15 protein-coding genes are annotated in these 21,105 nt (G+C 37.9%); 5 read left to right on the forward strand and 10 right to left on the reverse strand.

All coding sequences use genetic code 11. The features are described 5' to 3' along the window. Positions 1 to 103: 103 nt before the first annotated feature. The 6 genes from RMB03_RS16765 to RMB03_RS16790 are packed head-to-tail and all read right to left on the reverse strand — an operon-like array spanning position 104 to position 9,602. A complete protein-coding gene (locus tag RMB03_RS16765; protein ID WP_311076985.1) occupies positions 104 to 1,837 on the reverse strand; it encodes an ABC transporter ATP-binding protein in 1,734 nt (577 codons plus the stop codon). A 13-nt stretch (positions 1,838 to 1,850) separates the two neighbouring features. Then, positions 1,851 to 2,993: an ABC transporter permease gene (locus tag RMB03_RS16770; protein ID WP_311076986.1), complete on the reverse strand. Its 1,143-nt coding sequence runs from the start codon at positions 2,991 to 2,993 to the stop codon at positions 1,851 to 1,853. A gap of 7 nt (positions 2,994 to 3,000) precedes the next feature. Further along, positions 3,001 to 3,939 carry an ABC transporter permease gene (locus RMB03_RS16775; RefSeq protein ID WP_311076987.1) on the reverse strand — a complete coding sequence of 313 codons (939 nt, stop codon included), beginning with the start codon at positions 3,937 to 3,939 and terminating at the stop codon, positions 3,001 to 3,003. A 12-nt stretch (positions 3,940 to 3,951) separates the two neighbouring features. Continuing rightward, complete coding sequence (locus tag RMB03_RS16780; protein WP_311077165.1) at positions 3,952 to 5,964, reverse strand: M3 family metallopeptidase; 2,013 nt, start codon at positions 5,962 to 5,964, stop codon at positions 3,952 to 3,954. Positions 5,965 to 5,984: 20 nt separating this feature from the next. Further along, positions 5,985 to 7,808, reverse strand: a complete 1,824-nt coding sequence (locus RMB03_RS16785) for an ABC transporter substrate-binding protein (protein WP_311077166.1) — start codon at positions 7,806 to 7,808, stop codon at positions 5,985 to 5,987. A gap of 15 nt (positions 7,809 to 7,823) precedes the next feature. Continuing rightward, positions 7,824 to 9,602, reverse strand: a complete 1,779-nt coding sequence (locus RMB03_RS16790) for an ABC transporter substrate-binding protein (RefSeq protein ID WP_005041044.1) — start codon at positions 9,600 to 9,602, stop codon at positions 7,824 to 7,826. 782 nt (positions 9,603 to 10,384) lie between these two features. Here RMB03_RS16790 and RMB03_RS16795 point away from each other — a divergent pair. The 5 genes from RMB03_RS16795 (at position 10,385) to RMB03_RS16815 (ending at position 15,713) form a co-directional block, all read left to right on the forward strand. Continuing rightward, complete coding sequence (locus RMB03_RS16795) at positions 10,385 to 13,099, forward strand: TonB-dependent receptor (protein ID WP_056479662.1); 2,715 nt, start codon at positions 10,385 to 10,387, stop codon at positions 13,097 to 13,099. Positions 13,100 to 13,209: 110 nt separating this feature from the next. Beyond that, positions 13,210 to 13,923 (forward strand): energy transducer TonB, encoded by a 714-nt coding sequence (locus RMB03_RS16800; RefSeq protein ID WP_311076988.1) that lies wholly within the window; start codon positions 13,210 to 13,212, stop codon positions 13,921 to 13,923. A 40-nt stretch (positions 13,924 to 13,963) separates the two neighbouring features. Beyond that, positions 13,964 to 14,842 (forward strand): MotA/TolQ/ExbB proton channel family protein, encoded by an 879-nt coding sequence (locus RMB03_RS16805; RefSeq protein WP_005041052.1) that lies wholly within the window; start codon positions 13,964 to 13,966, stop codon positions 14,840 to 14,842. A gap of 15 nt (positions 14,843 to 14,857) precedes the next feature. Further along, the gene (locus RMB03_RS16810; protein WP_311076989.1) at positions 14,858 to 15,280 is read left to right on the forward strand and encodes a biopolymer transporter ExbD; all 423 of its coding nucleotides are present in this window, start codon (positions 14,858 to 14,860) and stop codon (positions 15,278 to 15,280) included. Positions 15,281 to 15,299: 19 nt separating this feature from the next. Then, positions 15,300 to 15,713: a biopolymer transporter ExbD gene (locus RMB03_RS16815; protein ID WP_311076990.1), complete on the forward strand. Its 414-nt coding sequence runs from the start codon at positions 15,300 to 15,302 to the stop codon at positions 15,711 to 15,713. Positions 15,714 to 15,752: 39 nt separating this feature from the next. Here the strand turns inward: RMB03_RS16815 and RMB03_RS16820 are convergent, their stop codons facing one another. From RMB03_RS16820 to RMB03_RS16835, 4 genes are all read right to left on the reverse strand, one after another. Continuing rightward, positions 15,753 to 16,229: a GNAT family N-acetyltransferase gene (locus tag RMB03_RS16820; RefSeq protein WP_311076991.1), complete on the reverse strand. Its 477-nt coding sequence runs from the start codon at positions 16,227 to 16,229 to the stop codon at positions 15,753 to 15,755. 99 nt (positions 16,230 to 16,328) lie between these two features. Beyond that, entirely contained in the window at positions 16,329 to 18,494 is a 2,166-nt protein-coding gene (locus RMB03_RS16825) for a malate synthase G (RefSeq protein WP_005041060.1), read from the reverse strand. A 367-nt stretch (positions 18,495 to 18,861) separates the two neighbouring features. Next, complete coding sequence (zapE, locus tag RMB03_RS16830) at positions 18,862 to 20,004, reverse strand: cell division protein ZapE (protein WP_311076992.1); 1,143 nt, start codon at positions 20,002 to 20,004, stop codon at positions 18,862 to 18,864. 77 nt (positions 20,005 to 20,081) lie between these two features. Then, on the reverse strand, positions 20,082 to 21,104 hold the full coding sequence (locus RMB03_RS16835; RefSeq protein ID WP_311076993.1) for a helix-turn-helix domain-containing protein: 1,023 nt from the start codon (positions 21,102 to 21,104) through the stop codon (positions 20,082 to 20,084). Between the last annotated feature and the right edge of the window lies 1 nt (position 21,105).

The raw sequence follows: 21,105 nt of genomic DNA on the forward strand, positions 1-21,105 counted from the left end.
AAGAATAAACTACTGTATTTTTACTCTCTTATTTTATAAGTATTTACGCGATAAACCAAATAAAAAGGCACTTGAAAGTGCCTTTAACGACATAACTTTACGCTTATGAAACGTGGTGAATCCCTTGAGGAATAGCTTGTAAAAGTCGTTTGGTATAATCATGTTGAGGATGCGCATAGAGCTCATCCGAATTGGCAATTTCAACAACTTCACCATGATTCATGACCATCACCTGATCAGATATATATTTCACAACCGATAAATCATGTGAAATAAAGATATAACTGAGTCCAAACTCATCTTGTAAGTCTTGTAATAAGTTAAGTACCTGTGCTTGAACCGAAACGTCTAGTGCTGAAACAGATTCATCACAAATCAAAATTTCAGGTTTTAGCATTAAACATCGTGCAATCGCAATACGCTGACGTTGCCCACCCGAAAACTCATGGGGATAGCGATAATAAGCTTGCTCAGGTAAATTCACTCGCTCAAGTAATCCAAGCGCAATTTGTTTACGCTCCGCATCATCTTTACCAATGTTATGAATTTGCATGGGTTCTAATAAAATTTGACCAACTGTAAAGCGTGGATTAAGAGAAGCATATGGGTTTTGAAAGATAATCTGGATTTTCCGTTGATATTTAGCAAACTCTTTCTCAGTTAATGAAAGAATATCTTTTCCTTCAATGAAAGCTTGCCCACCTGAAGCTTCATGTAACCGCATGAGTAGTAGCCCAACGGTTGTTTTACCTGAACCGGATTCACCGACTAAACCCAAAGTTTTTCCTTTAGCAAGTTTAAAAGAAACTCCTTTTACGGCCTGAAACTCTTCTTTGCCAAATAATCCTTTACGACTATAAAAGCTTTTTTTCAGATCTTTTACTTCTAAAATAATTTGCTCGTCGCCATTTAAGCCACGTTTGCGCTGCGGAATTTCTGAAGCATCAAAACTTTTCTCAACCAAGATATCGTCTTCTTGGCACATAAAGTCGCTGGTCACAGGCAATCGATAAGGGCGCTGTGATATTTGTGGACGACAGTAAAGTAATGCTCGGGTATATACATCTTTAGGCTGTTCCAGAACCTGTTCAGCAGCACCTTGTTCTCTAATCTCGCCATGACGCATTACAATGACTTTATCTGCAATTTCACCGACCAATGCTAAATCGTGGGTAATAAAAAGCATCGACATTTGACGGCGCTTACGCAATGACTCGAGTAAATCAATAATTTGCTTTTGAATCGTGACATCAAGTGCAGTGGTCGGCTCATCAGCAATGAGTAGTTTAGGCTCACAAGCAATCGCCATAGCAATCATGACACGTTGCTGTTGACCACCCGAAAGTTGATTTGGATAAGTATCAATTTTAGTTTCAGGTGAAGGAATACCTACTTCTTTAAGCAACTCTAAAACACGTTGTCGAGCCTGTTTACGGCTCAACCCCATGTGTAAACACAACACTTCTGCAATTTGATTGCCAACCGTAAAAACAGGATTTAATGATGACATCGGCTCCTGAAAAATCATGGCAATATCTTTACCACAGATTTTCCGCATATCTTTACGAGACAAACTGAGTAAGTCTTTGCCTTCAAATATAATTTTACTTTGATCATCAATTTTGCTTTGCCCTACAGGCAGTAATCCCATAGTTGCCAAAGAAGTTACCGATTTACCACTACCCGATTCACCGACTAAAGCAACTGTGGTATTTGCTGGAATATCAAAAGAAATTCCTTTTACGGTTTCAATATATTGCTTATCTTCACCTTTAAAACTTACTCGTAAATTTTTAACATGAAGCAACGGCGCATTCTTATATTCTTGTTCTATCATTTGGACCTTCCTCTTATTTTAGCTTTGGGTCTAATGCATCACGAAGTGCATCAGTAAACATTGAGAATGCCGTAACCAAAACAGCCATTGCGACAGAGGCTGCGACTAGCTGCCACCATTTACCTAAAAGAAGTTCACTTTGCGCTTCATTTAACATGCTCCCCCAAGACACCACACCTACTGGTACACCGAAACCTAAGAAACTCAAAATGACTTCAGATTTAATAAAAGAAACCACCAAAATCGACATTTGGACTAAAGCGATATGGCTCACATTAGGAAAAATATGAATGAACATACGGCGGAAATGTCCAACGCCAATTGCTTTAGCTGCAAGAACGTATTCACGTGCAGTATGTTTCATATATTCAGCACGAATTAAGCGATAAACGCCTGTCCAACCCGTTAAACCTAAAATCAGAACAATAGATAAAATGCCTTTTTGTTGAAGCACGGCAGCAATAGCAAGCACTAATAATAAATATGGAATTGAGGTGAAAATGTTGTAAAACCAGTTGAGAATATCATCCACCCAACCGCCAAAATATCCTGAAATTGCACCTAAAAGTGTACCAATACCTACCGCAAGTAAAGCAGATATCACCCCAACAATAATTGAAGTTTCAGCCCCTTTAATTGTTTTCTTTAAAACGTCTTGTCCCCACTTATCAGCGCCAAACACAAGTGTGCTTTTAAGCTCTGCTTGCTGGTCTAATAAATGTCCGCCAAGTTGCTGATCGATCGCTTTCATATCATCAGCTAATGGGTCAACTACACCATAATAATCAATCGCGTCCCCAGAACTCTTGCTTTGCTTAATCTGCTCATTCAGTTTTTTGATAACATCTTTTAATGGATCGACTGGATTTTCTGGTAATTCCTCGTCAACCGCCGCTGCATTTTGTCCAGCATCTGTTGTCTTATCTGCACCTATAAATGTGGGAGGTGCGTAGCTCACTGCAACTTCTTTATTCCAATCAGATGCAATCACACCCGTCATTGATAGAATCAAGATAATAAAATAAAGCAATACAATCGCTAGTGATGACATCGCAATTTTGTCAGCCCGAAGACGTCGCATGGCAAGTTTCCACAGGCCAGATGAATGAGTTTCGGCTTTTGTTTGTTCTTTTCTTTTTGATAAAACGCTCAGCATAGCCCACCTACTTCAACTGTACACGTGGATCAACCACTTTGTAGACCAAATCGGCAATCAGGTTAAAAATCATGGTTGCAGCTGCGATGTATACTGTAATTGCCTTAATAACAGGGAAATCACTTCGTTCAACTGCAATAATGACCTCTCGACCAATACCGGGAATACCAAAAAAACGTTCAATTAAAAATGCGCCTATGAGTAACGCCGGTAAAGTTGACATCACATCGGTAATAATAGGAATTGAAGCATTACGCAGTACATGTACACCTAAAATTCGGCTTTCACCTACACCTTTAGCACGTGCTGTTCTAACATAGTCCTGATTAATTTCATCAAGCACAAAACTACGATACAAACGTAAGGTTGGTGCAATACTCACAACCAACATGATTAAAATTGGAAGTAAGGAAAATTTAAATAAATTCTCGGTAAAGGTATCACTCCACCCTTGTACAGGAAACCAACTGAGCTGATAAGCTAAAACATATTGAAAAACAATAATATAAACTAAAATACTAATTGACATAGCAATGGTACATAGCATCATGACCATACGGTCGGTTAGAGAACCTCGTACCGCTGCAACAGCCAATGCCAAAATAATTGAAATAACGGTTTGTAAAATAGTGAGCGGAATTAAAAGCGTGAGCGACGGCCCTAATCGGGTTAAAATAATTTGGGAAACAGGTTCGCCAGTACTCCAACTCGCACCATAGTCAAAAGTCAGAATCTGCTTAATGAAAATCCAGAGTTGAACGTAATACGGCTGATCGACACCTAGCTGTTTACGAATGTTTTCGATTTGCTCAGGATTAGACATCTTGCCTGCTAAAATATAGGCAGGATCTCCACCGACCCAGTTAAAAAGAATAAAAATAAGTAAGACGACCCCCAACATGGTTGGAATCATCTGCCATAAACGCCGAATAACATATGCCAGCATAGTGATAATTCCTTATTTAACCCGTTGTCCGGTAATTTCATTAAAGAACGCTTTATTGTCAGGTTCACGACCAAGAAAATCTTTCACTAGTTCAGCTGCTGGTTTTTGGCTACCTTGCGATAAAATCGTTTGACGGTAACGTTGTCCTACTTGCGGATTATTGAGGTTATCTCCATAAGCAGAAAGCATGTCTAAAGCCAAAACTTCAGACCACATATAGCCGTAATAACCTGCTTGATACCCGCCCATCAAATGCCCAAACTGACCTGGAAACTCTGTTGTTGGCACATAACCCAAGGCTGTAGCGGCTTCCATTTTTTGCCAAGTTTCCAAAGGTTTTACTTTTAAGGCATCAGCGCTATGAAGGGCCATATCGTACTGGGCATAGAGTGTCTGACGTGCATAACGCAAACCACGTCCATAGTTATGTACCGCTTTTAAACGGGCAATTAATTCGTCATCAACACGTGGACATGCTGGATCACAGTAATCAGCTACTTTAGATAAAGTCTCTTTACGGCGTGCCCACTCTTCATACATTTGAGATGGCGCTTCTACAAAATCACGCTCTACGGATGTTCCTGACTGACTGGCATAACGTGTATTTGATAAAATGCCATGCAAGGCATGACCGAACTCATGAACAAAAGTTTCTAGCTCATCACTATTTAAACCTTTGCGGTTAAAATTGGTGACCAATGCTGAAACTGGTAAGCGGTTGGTTAAAGTGCTACCACCGTATACTCCCCAAACCGCGGCATGACCATATTTCCCCTCACGAGGAAATTTATCCATATATAGGCCGCCCAAAAGCTTTCCTGTCTTTTTATCAACTACATCGTAATATTCAACTTCATCCTGCCATGCTTTAACTTTGACAGGTTTAAAGTCAATACCGTAAAGGTCAGATGAAATGGCAAACAACCACTTTTGAGCAGCTAAAGTTGGGAAATAATCACGAAGTTTTTCCTGATCAATCTGATATTTACTCTTACGAAGTTTTTCACTCCAGTAAGCTTCACTCCAACGTGTTATCTCGGTTTTATCTAATGGCGTTTTTAAAGTTTGCGCTTTAAATGCTCGGAGTTCTTCGACTTCTTTACGTTCAAGGGGGGCTACTGTTTTTTTTACGTCTGCTAAAAACTGGTTTACAGCATCAGGGGTTTTAGCCATACGATCTTTTAAAACCCAATCCGCATAACTTGCTTTTCCAAACAATTGTGCCAACTCATAACGTAAATCTACTGCCTGCTTGAGTAGTTTTAAATTTTGCTCAGTACCACGTCTTGTAAAAGCAATCTGATATCTTTTTCGGGCATCATCGTTGTCTGCCAACTCCATAAATGGCCGATATTCTGGATATTCAAAACCAACCAAATAATTTCCTTTCACATTCTTTTTCAAACCTGAAATATAACTTTCTGGTAAACCCTTCATCTCTTCAGGAGTAAACTCAAGTTTTTCAGGGTTATCACGAACGTTACGGGCATATTCTTGTTCTAATTTAGTCAATTCGTCCAGAATAGCTTTCATTCTTACGCGTTTTGCAGGTTCAAGTTGAACACCTGTATCTTCAAATTGGCTCAAAATATCTTGACGATATTTTTTATCAACTGCGTCCGTTGCTTGCGTATTTTTAATTAAGTTATATAGCTTGGGATTTTGAAACATATCAGTGTGAAATTGATTAATTTTGATTTCACAATCTTCGGCTGCCTTACGTAACTTTGCATCTGGGTCTACGTTGCTATATAAGCTTATCGGACCTGAAAAATCTTCAAAATGAGCAAAAATTTTATCCCATTTTGCCAAAATAGGTGCCGCTGCCGCGTTAGTATTAACAGGTGTTTTCTCAAAGTCTGTAATCTGTTGCTGAATTTTTTTTAAATTAGAGTCACACCATGTTGGAAGCTGCTTTGCTTTAAGTAGTGGCAATGTACTACGAGTTGTTTCAGCTGAAGCATATTGGTTTATACCTATAGCCAACATACATAACGTTGTCATTTTTAGTGTTTTATTCTTCATCATATCTCCAGATTTTTCATTTAATGATTAGATTTAGTATTTGTATCAATATCAAAGTACATCCACTCAGCATGTAAAATTGGATGCTTTTTATAGCCAATGACACGCGGCTGGGCCAACATATTTCGGTAGCGGGCATAGGACATCTGCACAGGCATATAGACTTCTAACAAACGCGTCATTTTTCGATAAAGTGCATCTCGTTCAGAGCCAGCTTTCATTTGTTGGGTTTGGCGATACAACTGGTCAAACTCTGGAATCGGACCACAAGACCAGTTCGTCATATGCGTATTGGGACCATAAAAATTCTGCATAAAATTATCGCCATCAGGATAATCAGCAATCCATGCAGAAGCACCAAACATACCTTCACATTGTTTTTGTGCTCGAATTAGATCTGCAAAAAGCATTGGTTTAAACACCATTCGAATATTCAAACTATCAAAGTTTTTTTTCCAAAGTTCAGCACTTTGCTGACCAATACTGTCACTGCGAGCCATATATTCAATGACAAGGGGCTTCCCATTTGGTTGAGTGCGCCAACCTGATGCATCTTTTTTATAGTGATATCTATCTAATAGTAAATTTGCTGCTTTCACCGAATATGGCGTACTGGTTCTATACTGAGGGTCATATCCCACTACACCGGGTGGCACTGGAAAATGTAGACGCTCGGCATCATCATTTCTTACTAATTTAATTTCTTGATCTAGTGACCGAGACATTGCAATTGCACGGCGTAAAGCAATTTTTTCTTTACTCATTCCCCCAACAACCGGGTTTTTAAGGTTCCAATAAATATAGCTAATTTCAGGATCAACAATACGAGATAAATGCACACCCTCTTTGGCAAGTTCAGGTCTTAATTTACCGTCTTTAATCGCCTTCGCAACCAATTGCCCTTCAAGCTGAAATATATCAATCTCACCACGCTGAAATGCCAGCCATCGTGATTGGTTTTCTTCCATAACCTGAATATAAATTGTGCCTATTTGCGGCATTTGCTTGCCTTTCAGGCGCTTTACAATTGCCCCATCCTCAGGGCTACTGGCTGCAAAGTTCCAAGTAAAACCACGAAAATCTGGATTAGATTTTAAAACAATACGCGAAGCAGGCACCCACTTGCTCAGTACATAAGGGCCTGTACCTACAGGATGTCCCATGACAAAACCAGCTTTGTCTTTATACTTTTCGATGACTTCACGCGCCACAGCACCTGTCGGGTCATGTGCCAGTAATAAAGGAAAGTTATAATCTGGTTTAACTAATCGAATCACCAAAGTGTACTTATCAGGTGTTTGTAAACCATTTACCTTTTGGTCATAGTTAAATTTTCCGGTTTTATTGGCTGCTTTTATTAATGCATCCATACCTTCAATTTTGTTCTCTAACAACCAGCTATTTGGAGAACGTAAATTCGGATCCAATAAGCGTTTAAAAGAATACGCATAATCATTGGCCGTTAACTCTCTAGACTTCCCTTTAAAAACAGGGTCCGGCGTAAAATAAATGCCTTTTTTAATGTGAATGGTATAAGTCAGACCATCTGCACTGACTTGTGGCATAGTTGTAGCAATATGAGGAACTAATTTTGCGGGCCTTGCTAAATAGTCATACGTATATAAAGTTTCAAATATTGAAGTGGTTACATGCGCCGAATACAAATCATGGATATAAGCTGGGTCGAAACCTGTTTCAGCTGTCGGGAATACATAACGTAAAACTTTATTTGGATCGGCGGGACTTTTCGCAAAAATACTTGTAGACCCAGTTAATGCCATACTGGCAAATAATAGGCTGACACTACAATGCTTGAGCTGTTTTATTAAATTTTCAGTCATAATTATCTTTATCTAAAATTATTTTTTAACAGGAGTAATATCAAGATATTGCCAGTTCGTATTCATTATTGGATGAGGTTTAAATCCCTGAACTTGCGGCTGTATCAACCAGTTACGAAGTCGAGTTACATGAATAATCCACGGATTGTCAGCTTCAATCTGGCGGTTAAGCTTTTCATAATATGGTAGACGTTGTTGGGGTGGCAAATGAGTGACTTGATTATAAAGGGCATCATAAGTTTTAGACTGGTAACAAGCATGGTTTCCTTGCCCCGCGTTTGGACCATAAAGTAATTGTGCAAAATTATCTCCTTCAGGATAGTCAGCAATCCATGCTCCACTCCAAATCATATATTTACATTGAGTTGCAGCTTTTAAATTATCCGCAAAATTACTCACCTTGAAGTCAGCGCGAATGCCAATGGCATCCAGATTTTTTTTCCAGAGTTCAGAATGAATAACTGAAGCCGAGCTATTTTCATTATTAATTTTTAAAACCAAAGGCTTCCCGTTTGGTAAGTTTCGGTAACCATCAGCCCCTTTTTTATAACCATAATGATCAAGTAGTTTATTGGCTAATAGCGGATTGTATCCTACGCTACTTCTGTACTTCGGGTTATATCCATTTACACCTTCAGGTATAAACATTTCTGCTCTAACAGCTTGCCCTTTGTAAGCTTGTCTTATACTTTCTTTTTGATCATATGCCAAAGTAATTGCTCGACGAAGAGCTATCTTGTCTGGGCTAAAACCGCCAATCACCGGATCACGCATGTTCATCATCGTATAGGTAATTTCAGGTTCTTTATTAGGGAAATGCTTAATTCCCTTTTTTTGAAAAGATGCTTTAAGTTGTCCCTTATCTAAAGCTTGAGGAACTGCATTCGCAGTAAGTCTATCAAAATCCAATTGACCAGACTGAAAAGCTAACCATCGTGACTGTTGTTCTTCAATAATACTGACTACAACTTTACCAATTTGCGGCATTTTCTTACCGCTCATTTCTTTAACAAGCTGGTTATCCCAAGGTGTTCCTGTCGACTTAAAGTTCCACACGAACCCCCGATAATCAGGATTAGCAACCAACTCGACCTTACTTCTTGGAACATATTTACTTAACATGTAAGGTCCAGTACCTACTGGATGCATGCCAATACGATCACCGTAATAATCAACAACCTCCTTAGCAACACCACCAAATGCAATATAGGCAAGAATATAAGGAAAATTATAGTCTTGACGTGTCAAAGTGAATTGTAGAGTATATCGATCAAGCGCTTTCACTCCTGCAATGGGTGCGGCGTAATCAAATTTTCCAGTTTTCTTTGCCTTAGCTACAACCACATCGGCACCTAACAATTTCCCATCAATGAATGAAACAGAAGGTGCCCTATTTTCAGGATCTAAAATGCGTTTAATTGTATAGACGTAGTCTTCGGCTACCAGCTCACGGCGTTTACCTTTAAAAGCAGGATCATTGGTAAAATAAATACCTGGCCTAATTTTAAATGTATAAACTTTACCGTCTTGTTCCACCTTAGGCAGGCTTTCAGCCGTATAAGGAACTAACTGTACTGGACGAGCTAAATAATCATATTTGAGTAAAGGCTCGAAAATAGCTTCCACAATACTACCACTATAAAAATTGGTGGTTTTAACCATGTCAAAACCATCATCAGGCGCTTCATAAGCAACATGTAATATTTTGTTTGGTTGTGCAGGCGTTTGGGCGAAAGCACAAGAAACTGATGTAATAGCCAGACTTAAAATGGCGAGCTTAAAAATTTTTAATTTCAAGTTCCTACCTACTTAATTAATATTTTAAAGATATTATCCTTTTGAGTAACATCTAAATCCGCATAAGAAAAGTTCTTTCTCAGCGGACTACTTTCTTCTTTGTAAATTACTAACCGTTTTATTCAATCTTTTATTTGATCAAATGGAAAAAGCTAACAATAAAATTAGAAAGCTGTAACTATCTAATATAAAGCGAATTTCATGCCATATTTTGTGATCAAGAATAATCCATATAAAAATATTTAAAATTTACATTTTTATTAGGCACTTAAAACTTTTGGGACTATATAAATAAAAGTAAGTTTTTGCCAAATATTATATTTATATAACCTATCCACCATTAACCTATATTGCACAATTAAAAGTCACAAATGCTTCATTCTAGTTCAGAAAAAATCGTTATTTTTCACAAAAAATAACAGACCAACCATTTGATTTATAAGTAAAAGTATATGAAATTATCATAATGTTACGCTATACAGTTACATTTAACAAAGTTCTAAAAAGATACAGAAAGGGATATGTATTACATGAAGATTCAAACAATGATTATTTTTTATACAAATAAATTTGAAACTTTTCGCCAACTCATTATTTTTTTCCAAATAGAAAAATAATTTGTTTGATTCTACCCTCTGAATTACAGCCGCAACCATAATAAAATCAATATTTATCAATATTTTGCATAAACTAAAAAAAGAAAAATATATAGTTGGCACTTGCTTTGCTTAAACACTTTTCAGCAATATCGCTAACTACAACAAAAAGGGATCAAATCCACGATGAAAAAAAAATACAATGTTCGATCTCAGGTAACCCCCAAGATCGGCAAAACAATTCTTAAATTAAGCACCCTTAGTTTAAGCATGATGTGTCTTACCCTGGCACAAGCAGCAGAAACTGAACCATCAAGTAATGATGATAAACCAACAAAAGTCGTCAAAGTTGCCGTTACAGGTTCTTCAATCAAAGGTGTTGCAGCGCAAAGTGCTTCACCCATTACTATCGTGAAAGTTGATGAAATTTTAAAACAAGGGGTAACAACAACCGAAGAGGCTTTAGCAAAGATTAGTGCAAACCAATCGAGTTTTGTTACTGCGCAAAATGTAGGTGCTAGCGGAACCGTAGGCTCAGCAGCAGACCTGCGAGGAATTGGTGCCAATAAAACTTTAATCTTACTTAATGGTCGTCGTTTAGCTGCAAATGCCTATGATAGCGGTGTCACTAATTTAAATATTATTCCACTCGCAATGTTAGATCGCATTGAAGTATTACGAGATGGAGCATCAGCAATTTACGGTACAGATGCAATTGGTGGTGTAATTAACTTCATTACTAAAAAACAATTTACTGGTTTAAACATCAGTGGAGGTTTGACACAACCAGAGCAAAATGGAGGTGATACACAAGATGTAAGCGTATTTGGTGGTTATGGTGATCTTGATGAAAATGGATTTAATATCTTTGGTGTCATCGATTACCGACATGGTAACGATGTTATGGCAAAAGATCGTAAAGTTAGTAAACGTGGAGGATTAATACCAGAACTAGGTATTACAAAAGGGAGTAGCGGTAGTTTTCCCGCTAATTTTTATGACAAGGAAACTGGTGCCGAAGGAAACCCATATGCAGCCACAGGCTGTGGCAGTAACCCGCTCGTTTACGTACAGAATGGATCCTGCCGTTACAACAGTCAGGCAGTGATTGGAATTGTTCCAAAAACTGAAGATATCTCAGCACTAGGGCGTGCTACTTTTAAACTCAATGATAATTTAAATGCTGTAGCAGAATACGTCTACGCGCGTAATGAAATTACTACCTCTGTGGCTCCAGATGTTTTCTTTGATTTAACATTAAATCCTGATAGCAAATATTATCCAGGTAATGGTATTACACCTGGAATGAATAATGTGAGCGGTCCACTTGAACTTTATATTCGTTCTCAAGCTGGTAATCGTGTTAGTTCTAGTATTAATGAGTCACATCGAGTATTCGGTGGTCTAGAGGGTGAAGCATTCGGTTGGGATATTAATACTGGTGTTACTTATGCTCATAGCGAAGCGGAAGATCGGTTAAACAGTGGGTATCTTAACTACAACAAAACTCAAGAGGCTTTAAATAATGGTATTTTAAACCCATTCGGTCCACAAGCACCAGAAGATACAGGCTTATGGGATACACTAGGTGTAACTGGTGCTTATTTAAAAGCAGACGTTGACTCAACTACTGTTGATTTCACCGCCAGTCGACCTATATTTAAATTACCTGCCGGTGACGTTGGTTTTGCAATTGGAACTAGCTACCGCCACGATGAATGGACCTCAAACGTAGTATCAGAAGTGGCTAGTCAAGCACCAAGTACAGGAGTTGATCCAAATGAACCTACGAATAAAGGAAAAAGAGAGATCAAAGCAGTCTTTACTGAACTGCATATTCCCTTACATAAAACTTTAGAAGCTCAACTTGCTGCTCGTTACGATGATTACAGTGACTTTGGCGATACGTTTAATCCTAAATTCGCACTTCGCTGGGAACCAATTAAACAATTAATGTTCCGTACCTCTTATAGTACAGGATTCCGAGCACCAACTTTATGGGAAGTAAATGCTCCTAACTCTATAACAAATACTTCAGCCTACCATAATGACCCTGTACTTTGTCCGAATGGCCCTCCTAAAAAACCGGGAGATACTCTTCCACCTGGTGGTGTTGCCAGTCGTGATTGCGAAACCCAATTTGATCGGAAAAATGGAGGAAATAAAGATCTCGACCCTGAAGAATCAAAATCATTTACTGCTGGTCTAGTTCTAGAACCAATTAAGAATTTAGTTCTAACCTTAGATTATTTTAATATTGAAGTTGAAAATCAAATTGCTGCATTATCTGAGAGTGATATTTTTAACAATCCAACAAAATATGCAGACAAGTTCGTACGCAACTCAGATGGAACGCTTAACCATATCATTACTACTCAAGACAATATGGGTGATTTAAAAACCTCTGGTGTCGATGTAAGTCTGAATTATATAACCCCAATGACAGCAACAGGTCGATTTGGCTTTGGAATCGATGGAACTTATGTCATTAAATATAAATATCAAAATGAAAAAGATGGAGACTGGATTAGTAGTTTAGGCACATATGTTGGAGATGCCCCAATTATTCGTTGGAAACATACTGCTAATTTATACTGGAATTACCAAAACTGGGGTGTAAATTTCCAACAACAATTCACTCGCGGTTATGATGACCAAAATTCAAGCTCCACTGTCAAAGCAGGTTATGAAAACCATAAAGTGAGCGACTATACAATTTATAATATTTCAGGTACTTACAAAGGCTTTAAAAATCTAGAAGTCACCGCAGGAATTAAAAATATTTTTGATGAAGATCCTCCAGCTTCAAATGTTGGCGACAACTTCCAAATGGGATATGACCCACGTTACGCAGATCCTTTAGGACGTACGTACTTTGTACGAGGTACATATAAGTTCTAAATGGTTGTTCTGCAAATATAACTCTCAACAGTTAGTTTGCAGAACAAATACCCATTCTTAGCCAAACAGTCATTTAAAAAAATTGTTTGTCTACAGTTTCAGGAGTAACTATGGGCATGACTTTTACAGACATAGAAAATAAATCTGCAAAGCGCCTTATTGGTATTGCCGCAGTGCTTTTTCTGCATCTTATTGTTGCCTATATTCTAATGTCAGGTTTAGCAAACAATATTCAAAAACCAGCAGAAAAACCTGTGGAATTACAAATTATTCAGGATATTAAGCCACCACCTACTCCAAAACCAGAGGAGCCCAAGCCTAAGGAAAAACCGCCTGAGCCACCTAAAATGGTAGAAAAGGTAGCCAAATTACCTGAGCCGCCTAAACAAGTAGAGAAAGTAGCAACACCGGTACAAAAAACGACACCGGTAGCTCAACCAACTAAAGTGGCTACTCCCGCTCCTGCTGCACCTAGTACCCCATCACCAAGCCCTGTTGCCGCACCTGCTCCAGTGGCTGCTGCGCCGGCACCCAAACCAGCTGGTGTAAGTCGTGGTGTTTCAGAGGGTTCTGCTGGCTGTGAAAAACCAGAATATCCACGTGAAGCACTTATGAATGAAGAACAAGGGACAGTGCGTATACGTGTTCTGGTTGATACATCCGGCAAAGTTATTGATGCCAAAGTAAAAAAATCGAGTGGCAGCAAAATTTTAGATAAGGCGGCAACTAAAGCTTACAGCTTATGTACGTTCAAACCAGCAATGAAAGATGGCGTGCCTCAGCAAGACTGGTATGAAATTGAATATCCATTTGTAATTGAATAAACAACTGAATTAGCAAGAAATTAAAAATATTGGAGATAATATGATGAAAAAACCAACTCAACACCTAGTACGCTTCGCTTCTGCAAGTTTAATCGCAGCATGCTCTTTACTTCCATTAAGCTCGGTTTTTGCAGAAGAAACGAATACTCCAGTTGCAACAGCAACTGCTGAGACAACTTCAAATGCTGCAACTCCTACTCCACCACCAAAGCCAGCAACAAGTGAAACTGTTAAAAATCCTTATGGTCTAGAAGCGCTTTGGCGTGAGGGAGATTTAGTTGCTAAATCTACTTTATTTATATTAGTACTCATGTCGATTGGTACGTGGTACATCATTATTTCTAAATTCTTACAGCAAGCTAAAGTAAAGCGCCAAGGTAAAGAAGCAGAGAAAAGTTTTTGGGAAGCAACTTCACTAGATAATGCAGCCGACAATCTAGAGCAAAGTAGTGCATACCGCTTTATTGCAGAAAAAGGCATTAATTCAACTAAATCACACGGCGGCTCTTTACTTGAACGTATTGACTTTAATACATGGGTAAGCATTTCAATTCAACGCGCAATTGAAAAAATACAAAATCACTTAGGTGGTGGTTTAGCTTTCTTGGCAACAGTTGGATCAACGGCACCATTTGTGGGTCTTTTTGGTACGGTTTGGGGAATTTATCACGCATTAACAGCTATCGGCATTTCAGGTCAGGCATCTATTGATAAAGTTGCTGGTCCTGTCGGTGAAGCTTTAATTATGACAGCTATTGGCCTCGCAGTCGCAGTACCTGCTGTACTTGGTTACAACTGGCTAACTCGCCGTAATAAAGCAGTTATGGAAAATGTCCGTTCGTTTGGTTCAGATTTGCATGCGGTTTTATTAAGCGGAGAAATTAATACCAATAACTCCATTAACCGCAGCATTAAATAATCAGGAGTAAACATTATGGGTATGAGTGTTGGCTCTGAAGATGATGATGAAATGATTGGCACAATTAACACGACGCCTCTCGTGGATGTCATGTTGGTTTTACTTATTATTTTTCTTATTACGATACCGGTAGTTACACATACGGTTCCAGTGAAACTGCCAGAAGAAAAAAATACTCCGTACGCAACCACGCCTGAAAATATTCAACTGTCTGTGAACAAGCAAGGAGATATTTTTTGGAATGAAAGCTATGTGCCTAATACAGAAATATTGTTATCAAAACTCCAAGCAGTTGCACAAAAAAGACCTCAGCCAGAGGTACACATTCGTGGAGATCAGCTTACCCATTTTGAGGCAATAGATCAGGTGATTAGCACCACCAAACAAGCCGGTATTGGCAAAATTGCCTTTGTTACTAGCCCTCCAGCCTCCCCGTAATTAACTTAAGGAGAATTTTATGGGTATGAATGTCGGCTCAAATAATGATGATGACGTGATGTTGGAAGTCAACATGACACCTCTTATTGATGTCATGCTGGTACTCATTATTATGTTTATTATTACCATACCTGCGCCAAACAACGCGATTAATATTAATTTGCCCAATGGCACACCGCCACCAACAAATGAAAAGCCACCTGAAGTCATTGATGTTCGTATTGATGCCGCAGGCAAAGTATTTTGGAATAATCAACAGGTTTCTGACCGCACCGCACTAGAGACTTTATTTCAAAGTGTTGTTGCCAAAAAGGATCAAGACCAGATCAAACTTAAACCTGACCAAATGGCTGAATATAAAAGCGTAGCAATGGTCATGGCTACAGCACAGCGTTTAGGTGTCACTAAAATTGGAATTGTGAGCAGTAACTAATATTGCTTTTAAAGCTATTTAATTCTATTAACTCCTGCGCTAACTTGAATCTTCAGTTAGCGTTTTTTGAAGGGAAATATTCAATTCTAAAATAATATCGCCGCATTCATCATATTCCCCAGTTTCTATAAAACCCATTTTTTTATAAAGTTTATTAGCAACGTGATTAGATGATTTATACATCGTTCGAATGCGTTTAGCTCCTTTTGTGAATATTTCATCAATCGCCATTTGCAAAGCTGCGGTACCATAACCTTTGGCTTGATTATTTGCATCAATCATAAAGCGAAACAACCAAAACAATGTCTCATCAGGTGGATCAATTTCGACACAATACATTAAGAAACCAACGACTTCATCATCAAAACAGATCACTCGTGGACAGTAATGTTCCTCCACTTTAGACTCAGCAATAGAATATACATTTGGCGCAATATAATCTTTTTGAGATTCATCCAATGATAATCTTGCACATTGAATCCAATTCTCTCGATTGAGATTTTTTAAATTAATCAAATTTAAAACCTTTTAGCTATAAATCTACTTTCTATAAGCACAAAATATACCGAAAATAAAAAAAGCCTCCGAAGAGGCTTTTTTTATGACAGGTTAAAATTAGTCACCTGTATAACCTTTTAACTTTAAACGAGCAGCATGAAGTAACGGCTCAGTATAACCTGAAGGCTGTTCACAACCTTTAAAGATGAGGTCAGAAGCTGCTTGGAAAGCAATATTGGTTTCAAAGTTAGCTGCCATTGGTTTGTACAATGGGTCATTCGCGTTTTGCTCATCAACAATTTTTGCCATGCGTTTAAGCACTTCTTCAACTTGTTCACGAGTCACAATACCGTGACGTAACCAGTTCGCAACGTGTTGAGAAGAAATACGTAATGTTGCACGGTCTTCCATCAAGCCCACGTTGTTAATATCAGGAACTTTCGAACAACCCACACCTAAATCAACCCAACGAACTACATAACCCAAAATACCTTGGCAGTTATTTTCAAGTTCGTTGTTGATCTCTTCTGCTGACCAATTTGTTTCTGGTGCAAACGGCGGAGTCAACAAGTCGTCTAATGACAACATTTCTTCAGCTTTTAACTGATCTTGACGCGCTTTTACATTAACTTGATGATAATGCATTGCATGAAGTACCGCACCTGCCGGAGATGGAACCCAAGCACATGATGCACCCGCATTTGGATGTGCAGCTTTAGTTGCTAACATATCTTTCATGCTATCTGGTTTTGGCCACATGCCTTTACCAATTTGTGCTTTACCTTGTAAACCAGTCTTCAAACCAATTGCAACGTTACGGTTTTCGTAAGCAGCAATCCATTTTTGTGTTTTTACAGCTTCTTTACGAACAACTGGTGCAGCTTCCATTGACGTATGAATTTCATCGCCAGTACGGTCCATGAAACCAGTATTAATAAAGATAGTACGGTCTTTTGCAGCAGCGATACAGTTTTTCAAGTTTACAGATGTACGACGTTCTTCATCCATAATACCGATTTTTAATGACTTCGCTGGTAATCCAATCGCCTGTTCAGCACGTTCAAATAACTCTACAGCAAATGCAACTTCTTCTGGACCATGCATTTTTGGTTTAACAATATACATAGAACCTTTACGAGAGTTCTTATTTTCGTTTTCACTACGGATGTCTGCAACTGACAACAATGGTGTTACCAGTGCATCCATAATTCCTTCGAAAATTTCTTCCCCATCTACTAAAATAGCTGGGTTAGTCATTAAATGACCTACGTTACGAAGTAACATAAGTGAACGACCATGAAGTTTTGTTGTGCCACCAATTAAGTTTTTAATTTCGCGGTCTTTATTTAAATCACGAACAATCGTTTTACCATTTTTCTCGATAGATTCTTGAAGCGTACCCTTCATTAAACCTAACCAGTTACGATAGCCTTCAACTTTTTCTTCAGCATCTACAGCAGCAACAGAATCTTCTAAATCCTGAATTGTAGTTACAGCTGCTTCAAATGTTAAATCTTTAACACCAGCTAAATCAGTTTGACCAATTGGGCTAGATGCATCAATTTCGATAATGACATGAAGGCCATTACTTAGAAGTACAACTTCTGTAGGATTAGCTTCTTCACCATTGAAACCAACGAACTGAGCTTCATGAGCTAAACCTGTTTTTGAACCATCTTTCAAAGTTACAACAAGTTTATTTTGCTCAATCGCATATTTTGTTGCATCGGCATGCGAACCTTGCGCAAGCGGAAAAACTTCATTTAAGAAATTTTTAGCGAACTCGATAACTTTTGCACCACGTACAGGATTATATCCTTTACCTTTTTCAGCCCCGCCTTCTTCAGAAATTACATCGAAGCCGTAAAGTGCATCATATAAAGAACCCCAACGAGCATTTGCTGCATTTAAGCTATAACGTGCATTACGTACAGGCACAACTAACTGCGGTCCTGCCAATAATGCGATTTCTTCATCAACATTTTCAGTTGTAATTTGAAAATCTTCAACTTCTGGCAATAAATAACCAATTTCAGTTAAGAACGCCTTATAAGCACCTAATTCAAATTTGTTGTTACGGTGCCATTCATCAATTTTTGCTTGTAATTCATCACGCTTAGCCAATAATGCTTTATTTTTTGGGCTAAGATCGACAACAACTTGCTCAAAGTTCTTCCAGTAAGTTTCACTATCTAAACCAGAACCTGGTAAAGCTTCATTTTCGATAAAATCGTAAAGTTCTTTAGCAATCGCTAACTTGCCTTTTTGAATACGTGCAGTCATTGTCTTTCCTGAAGTTGCTACTTTTTATACCAAGAGAATCCTAGTATACCGATTTAAATTAAGCTGAATACTAATATCACATTCCTAAATAGTAAGCATTTTCCCTTGTAAAACTATTGACAAAGATAAATTTTTCTATATAGAAAATATTAAAATTCTAACTAGGATTCCCAACAATTTATTCAATATTTAAAGATACTGAAACTAGACTTTTTGTTAACAGACAAAAAATTTCACTATCTTATTTTTCTAAAGCGTATTTAGTTATATCAAACTTTGCAGCTTGAAAAAGCACTATTTAACGAAATTTATCTATTTTTGTTGTAAAAAAAAGCGCCCTATATAGAGCGCTTTTCATATCTATTTTTTATGCGTTTTTAGCTTCATCAATATGGCGATGTTCTGAATGCAAATATTCATCAGATTGCATTTCTAATAAACGCGAACGAGTACGCTCAATTTCAAATGCTAACTTTTCACCTTGATAAATATCAATAATACTATCTTGAGAAGTTAAAAGTAATTTTACTCCACGGTCATAAAACTCATCGACTAGATAAATAAAACGACGTGTGCCTTCAGACAAGAAATCTGTTAAATGAGGAACATTACTCACCAGAACCGTATTATAGATATTTGCAATTTCAATAAAATCTGCTGGGCTACGTGGTTTAAAGCAGAGTTCAGAAAACTCACACCACAACACATCTTCTGTATGCCCTAGAGTCTCAACAATACGATTATTGATTACAATAGGCTCTTGAGAATGAGCTTGTGTATGAGTTAATGCACTAAAACGTTCCGACATCCAGTTTTGGACTTCATTACTTAATGGTGATTTAAATAATTGAGCTTGTTTTAATACGCGTAAACGATAATCCACACCTGCATCTACATTTAAAATAGCGCAGTTCTTTTTAACCATTTCAATTGTTGGTAAAAAGCGGTCACGATGAATACCGTTTTTATATAAACCATCTGGTGCAATGTTTGATGTTGCAATTAATGTCACACCACGAACAAACAATTTTTGAAATAAATCACTTAGAATCATTGCATCTGTTACGTTTGACACAAAGAACTCATCAAAACAAATAACGACTGCATCTTTATAAATTTGGTCAGCCACGATTTCAAGTGGATTACGTTGGCCTGAAAGCTTATTTAGCTCTTTATGAACATGTTGCATGAAATGATGAAAATGCATACGTGTTTTACGACGAAACGGCACTGACTCATAAAATTGATCCATAAGCCAAGTTTTTCCACGACCTACTCCACCCCACATATAGACACCTTTAGGTGATGTTTGGCGGCGAAAACGACGGAAAGCTTTTTTAGAGGCTTTATAACGGTTTAAAAGTTCTTTCCATACGCGATCTAATTCTTGCACTGCCTGTGCTTGCGCTTCATCTGCCATAAACTGGCCTGAAGCTAAAGCCTCAGCATAGCGTTCTGCTGGGGAAGAAGGTGAGAATGCAGTACTATGAGAAGGTTTTAAATTTAACATATCGTTTTATTTCAATTTTAACTGATAGGAGTATAGCGAACATTTTGTTCAACCACATTAGCTTTTAGCATCAAGAATTACGACGATGACTCTTTGCCATATTGTCGAGGACTCTGTCCAAACCATCGTTTAAATGCATGATTAAACGCCGCTGGTTCAGAATAACCGAGCAATTCAGCAATAACTTCTATTGAGTATTCTCTATATTCCATAAGCTTTAATGCCTTATTCTTGATAATTTGTTCACGAATTTGCTTATAACTCGTATTTAACTGTTGCAATTGATGCCTTAGTGTCCTTTCAGGCATTTTCAATGCAAAAGCAGTTTCCGCCATGCTCGGGATAATACCTTGTTGCAACTCAAGATAATCTTGCACACATTGTATGATATGTGGTGTTTGGTGATCTTGTTGATTTAATCTTGTTATTTCTGTAATACATTTTGATTCATAAATACGATGTGTAATGATATCCGCTGAAGGAATCTTAATTTCAAGCACATCCTTACTTAGGCTAAATGCTGCATATTTACCATTAAAGTGCACATCATCGCCATAGTATGCAAAATAGCGAGATAAAATATCTGAGTCAGTTGGTTTTTCAAACGGAAGTTCTATACGCATAGCGGGCATTTGTAATCCCATCATCGTATAAATATCTTGAATAAATTTATAAGTTCCTGAAACTTCACATTGGGCCCGCAACTTGCCAATTTGTGTTTTCAAATCAACAGGCAAATAACTTAAAATTGTACGCTCATCAGTTTCATATAGGCCTAAAGCACCAAATAAATGAGTAAGTTTTTGATACTTTATCCCTTTATTTAATGCAGTTTGAACATCATTACTTGTGACCAGCAACATAAGCAGTGGTCCGTAACCGGCTAAAGCATAATGCTGTCCAATAAATAGGCCCTTTTCAGGCTCAACATTTTCACTAATAATTTGCTGAATATCCCATTCTAGGCGATCATGAATTGTGGAGCTCGGATCTAAAGCATCAACCTTAATTCCTATACCAGCCAAACGTGAGTCGACATCAATGCCTGCATTGCGCATTCCTTGAATTAAATACATTAAACCAAGTATCGACCGTTTCATT

This window comes from Acinetobacter sp. V91_7, assembly GCF_031799075.1.
GTDB lineage: Bacteria > Pseudomonadota > Gammaproteobacteria > Pseudomonadales > Moraxellaceae > Acinetobacter > Acinetobacter calcoaceticus.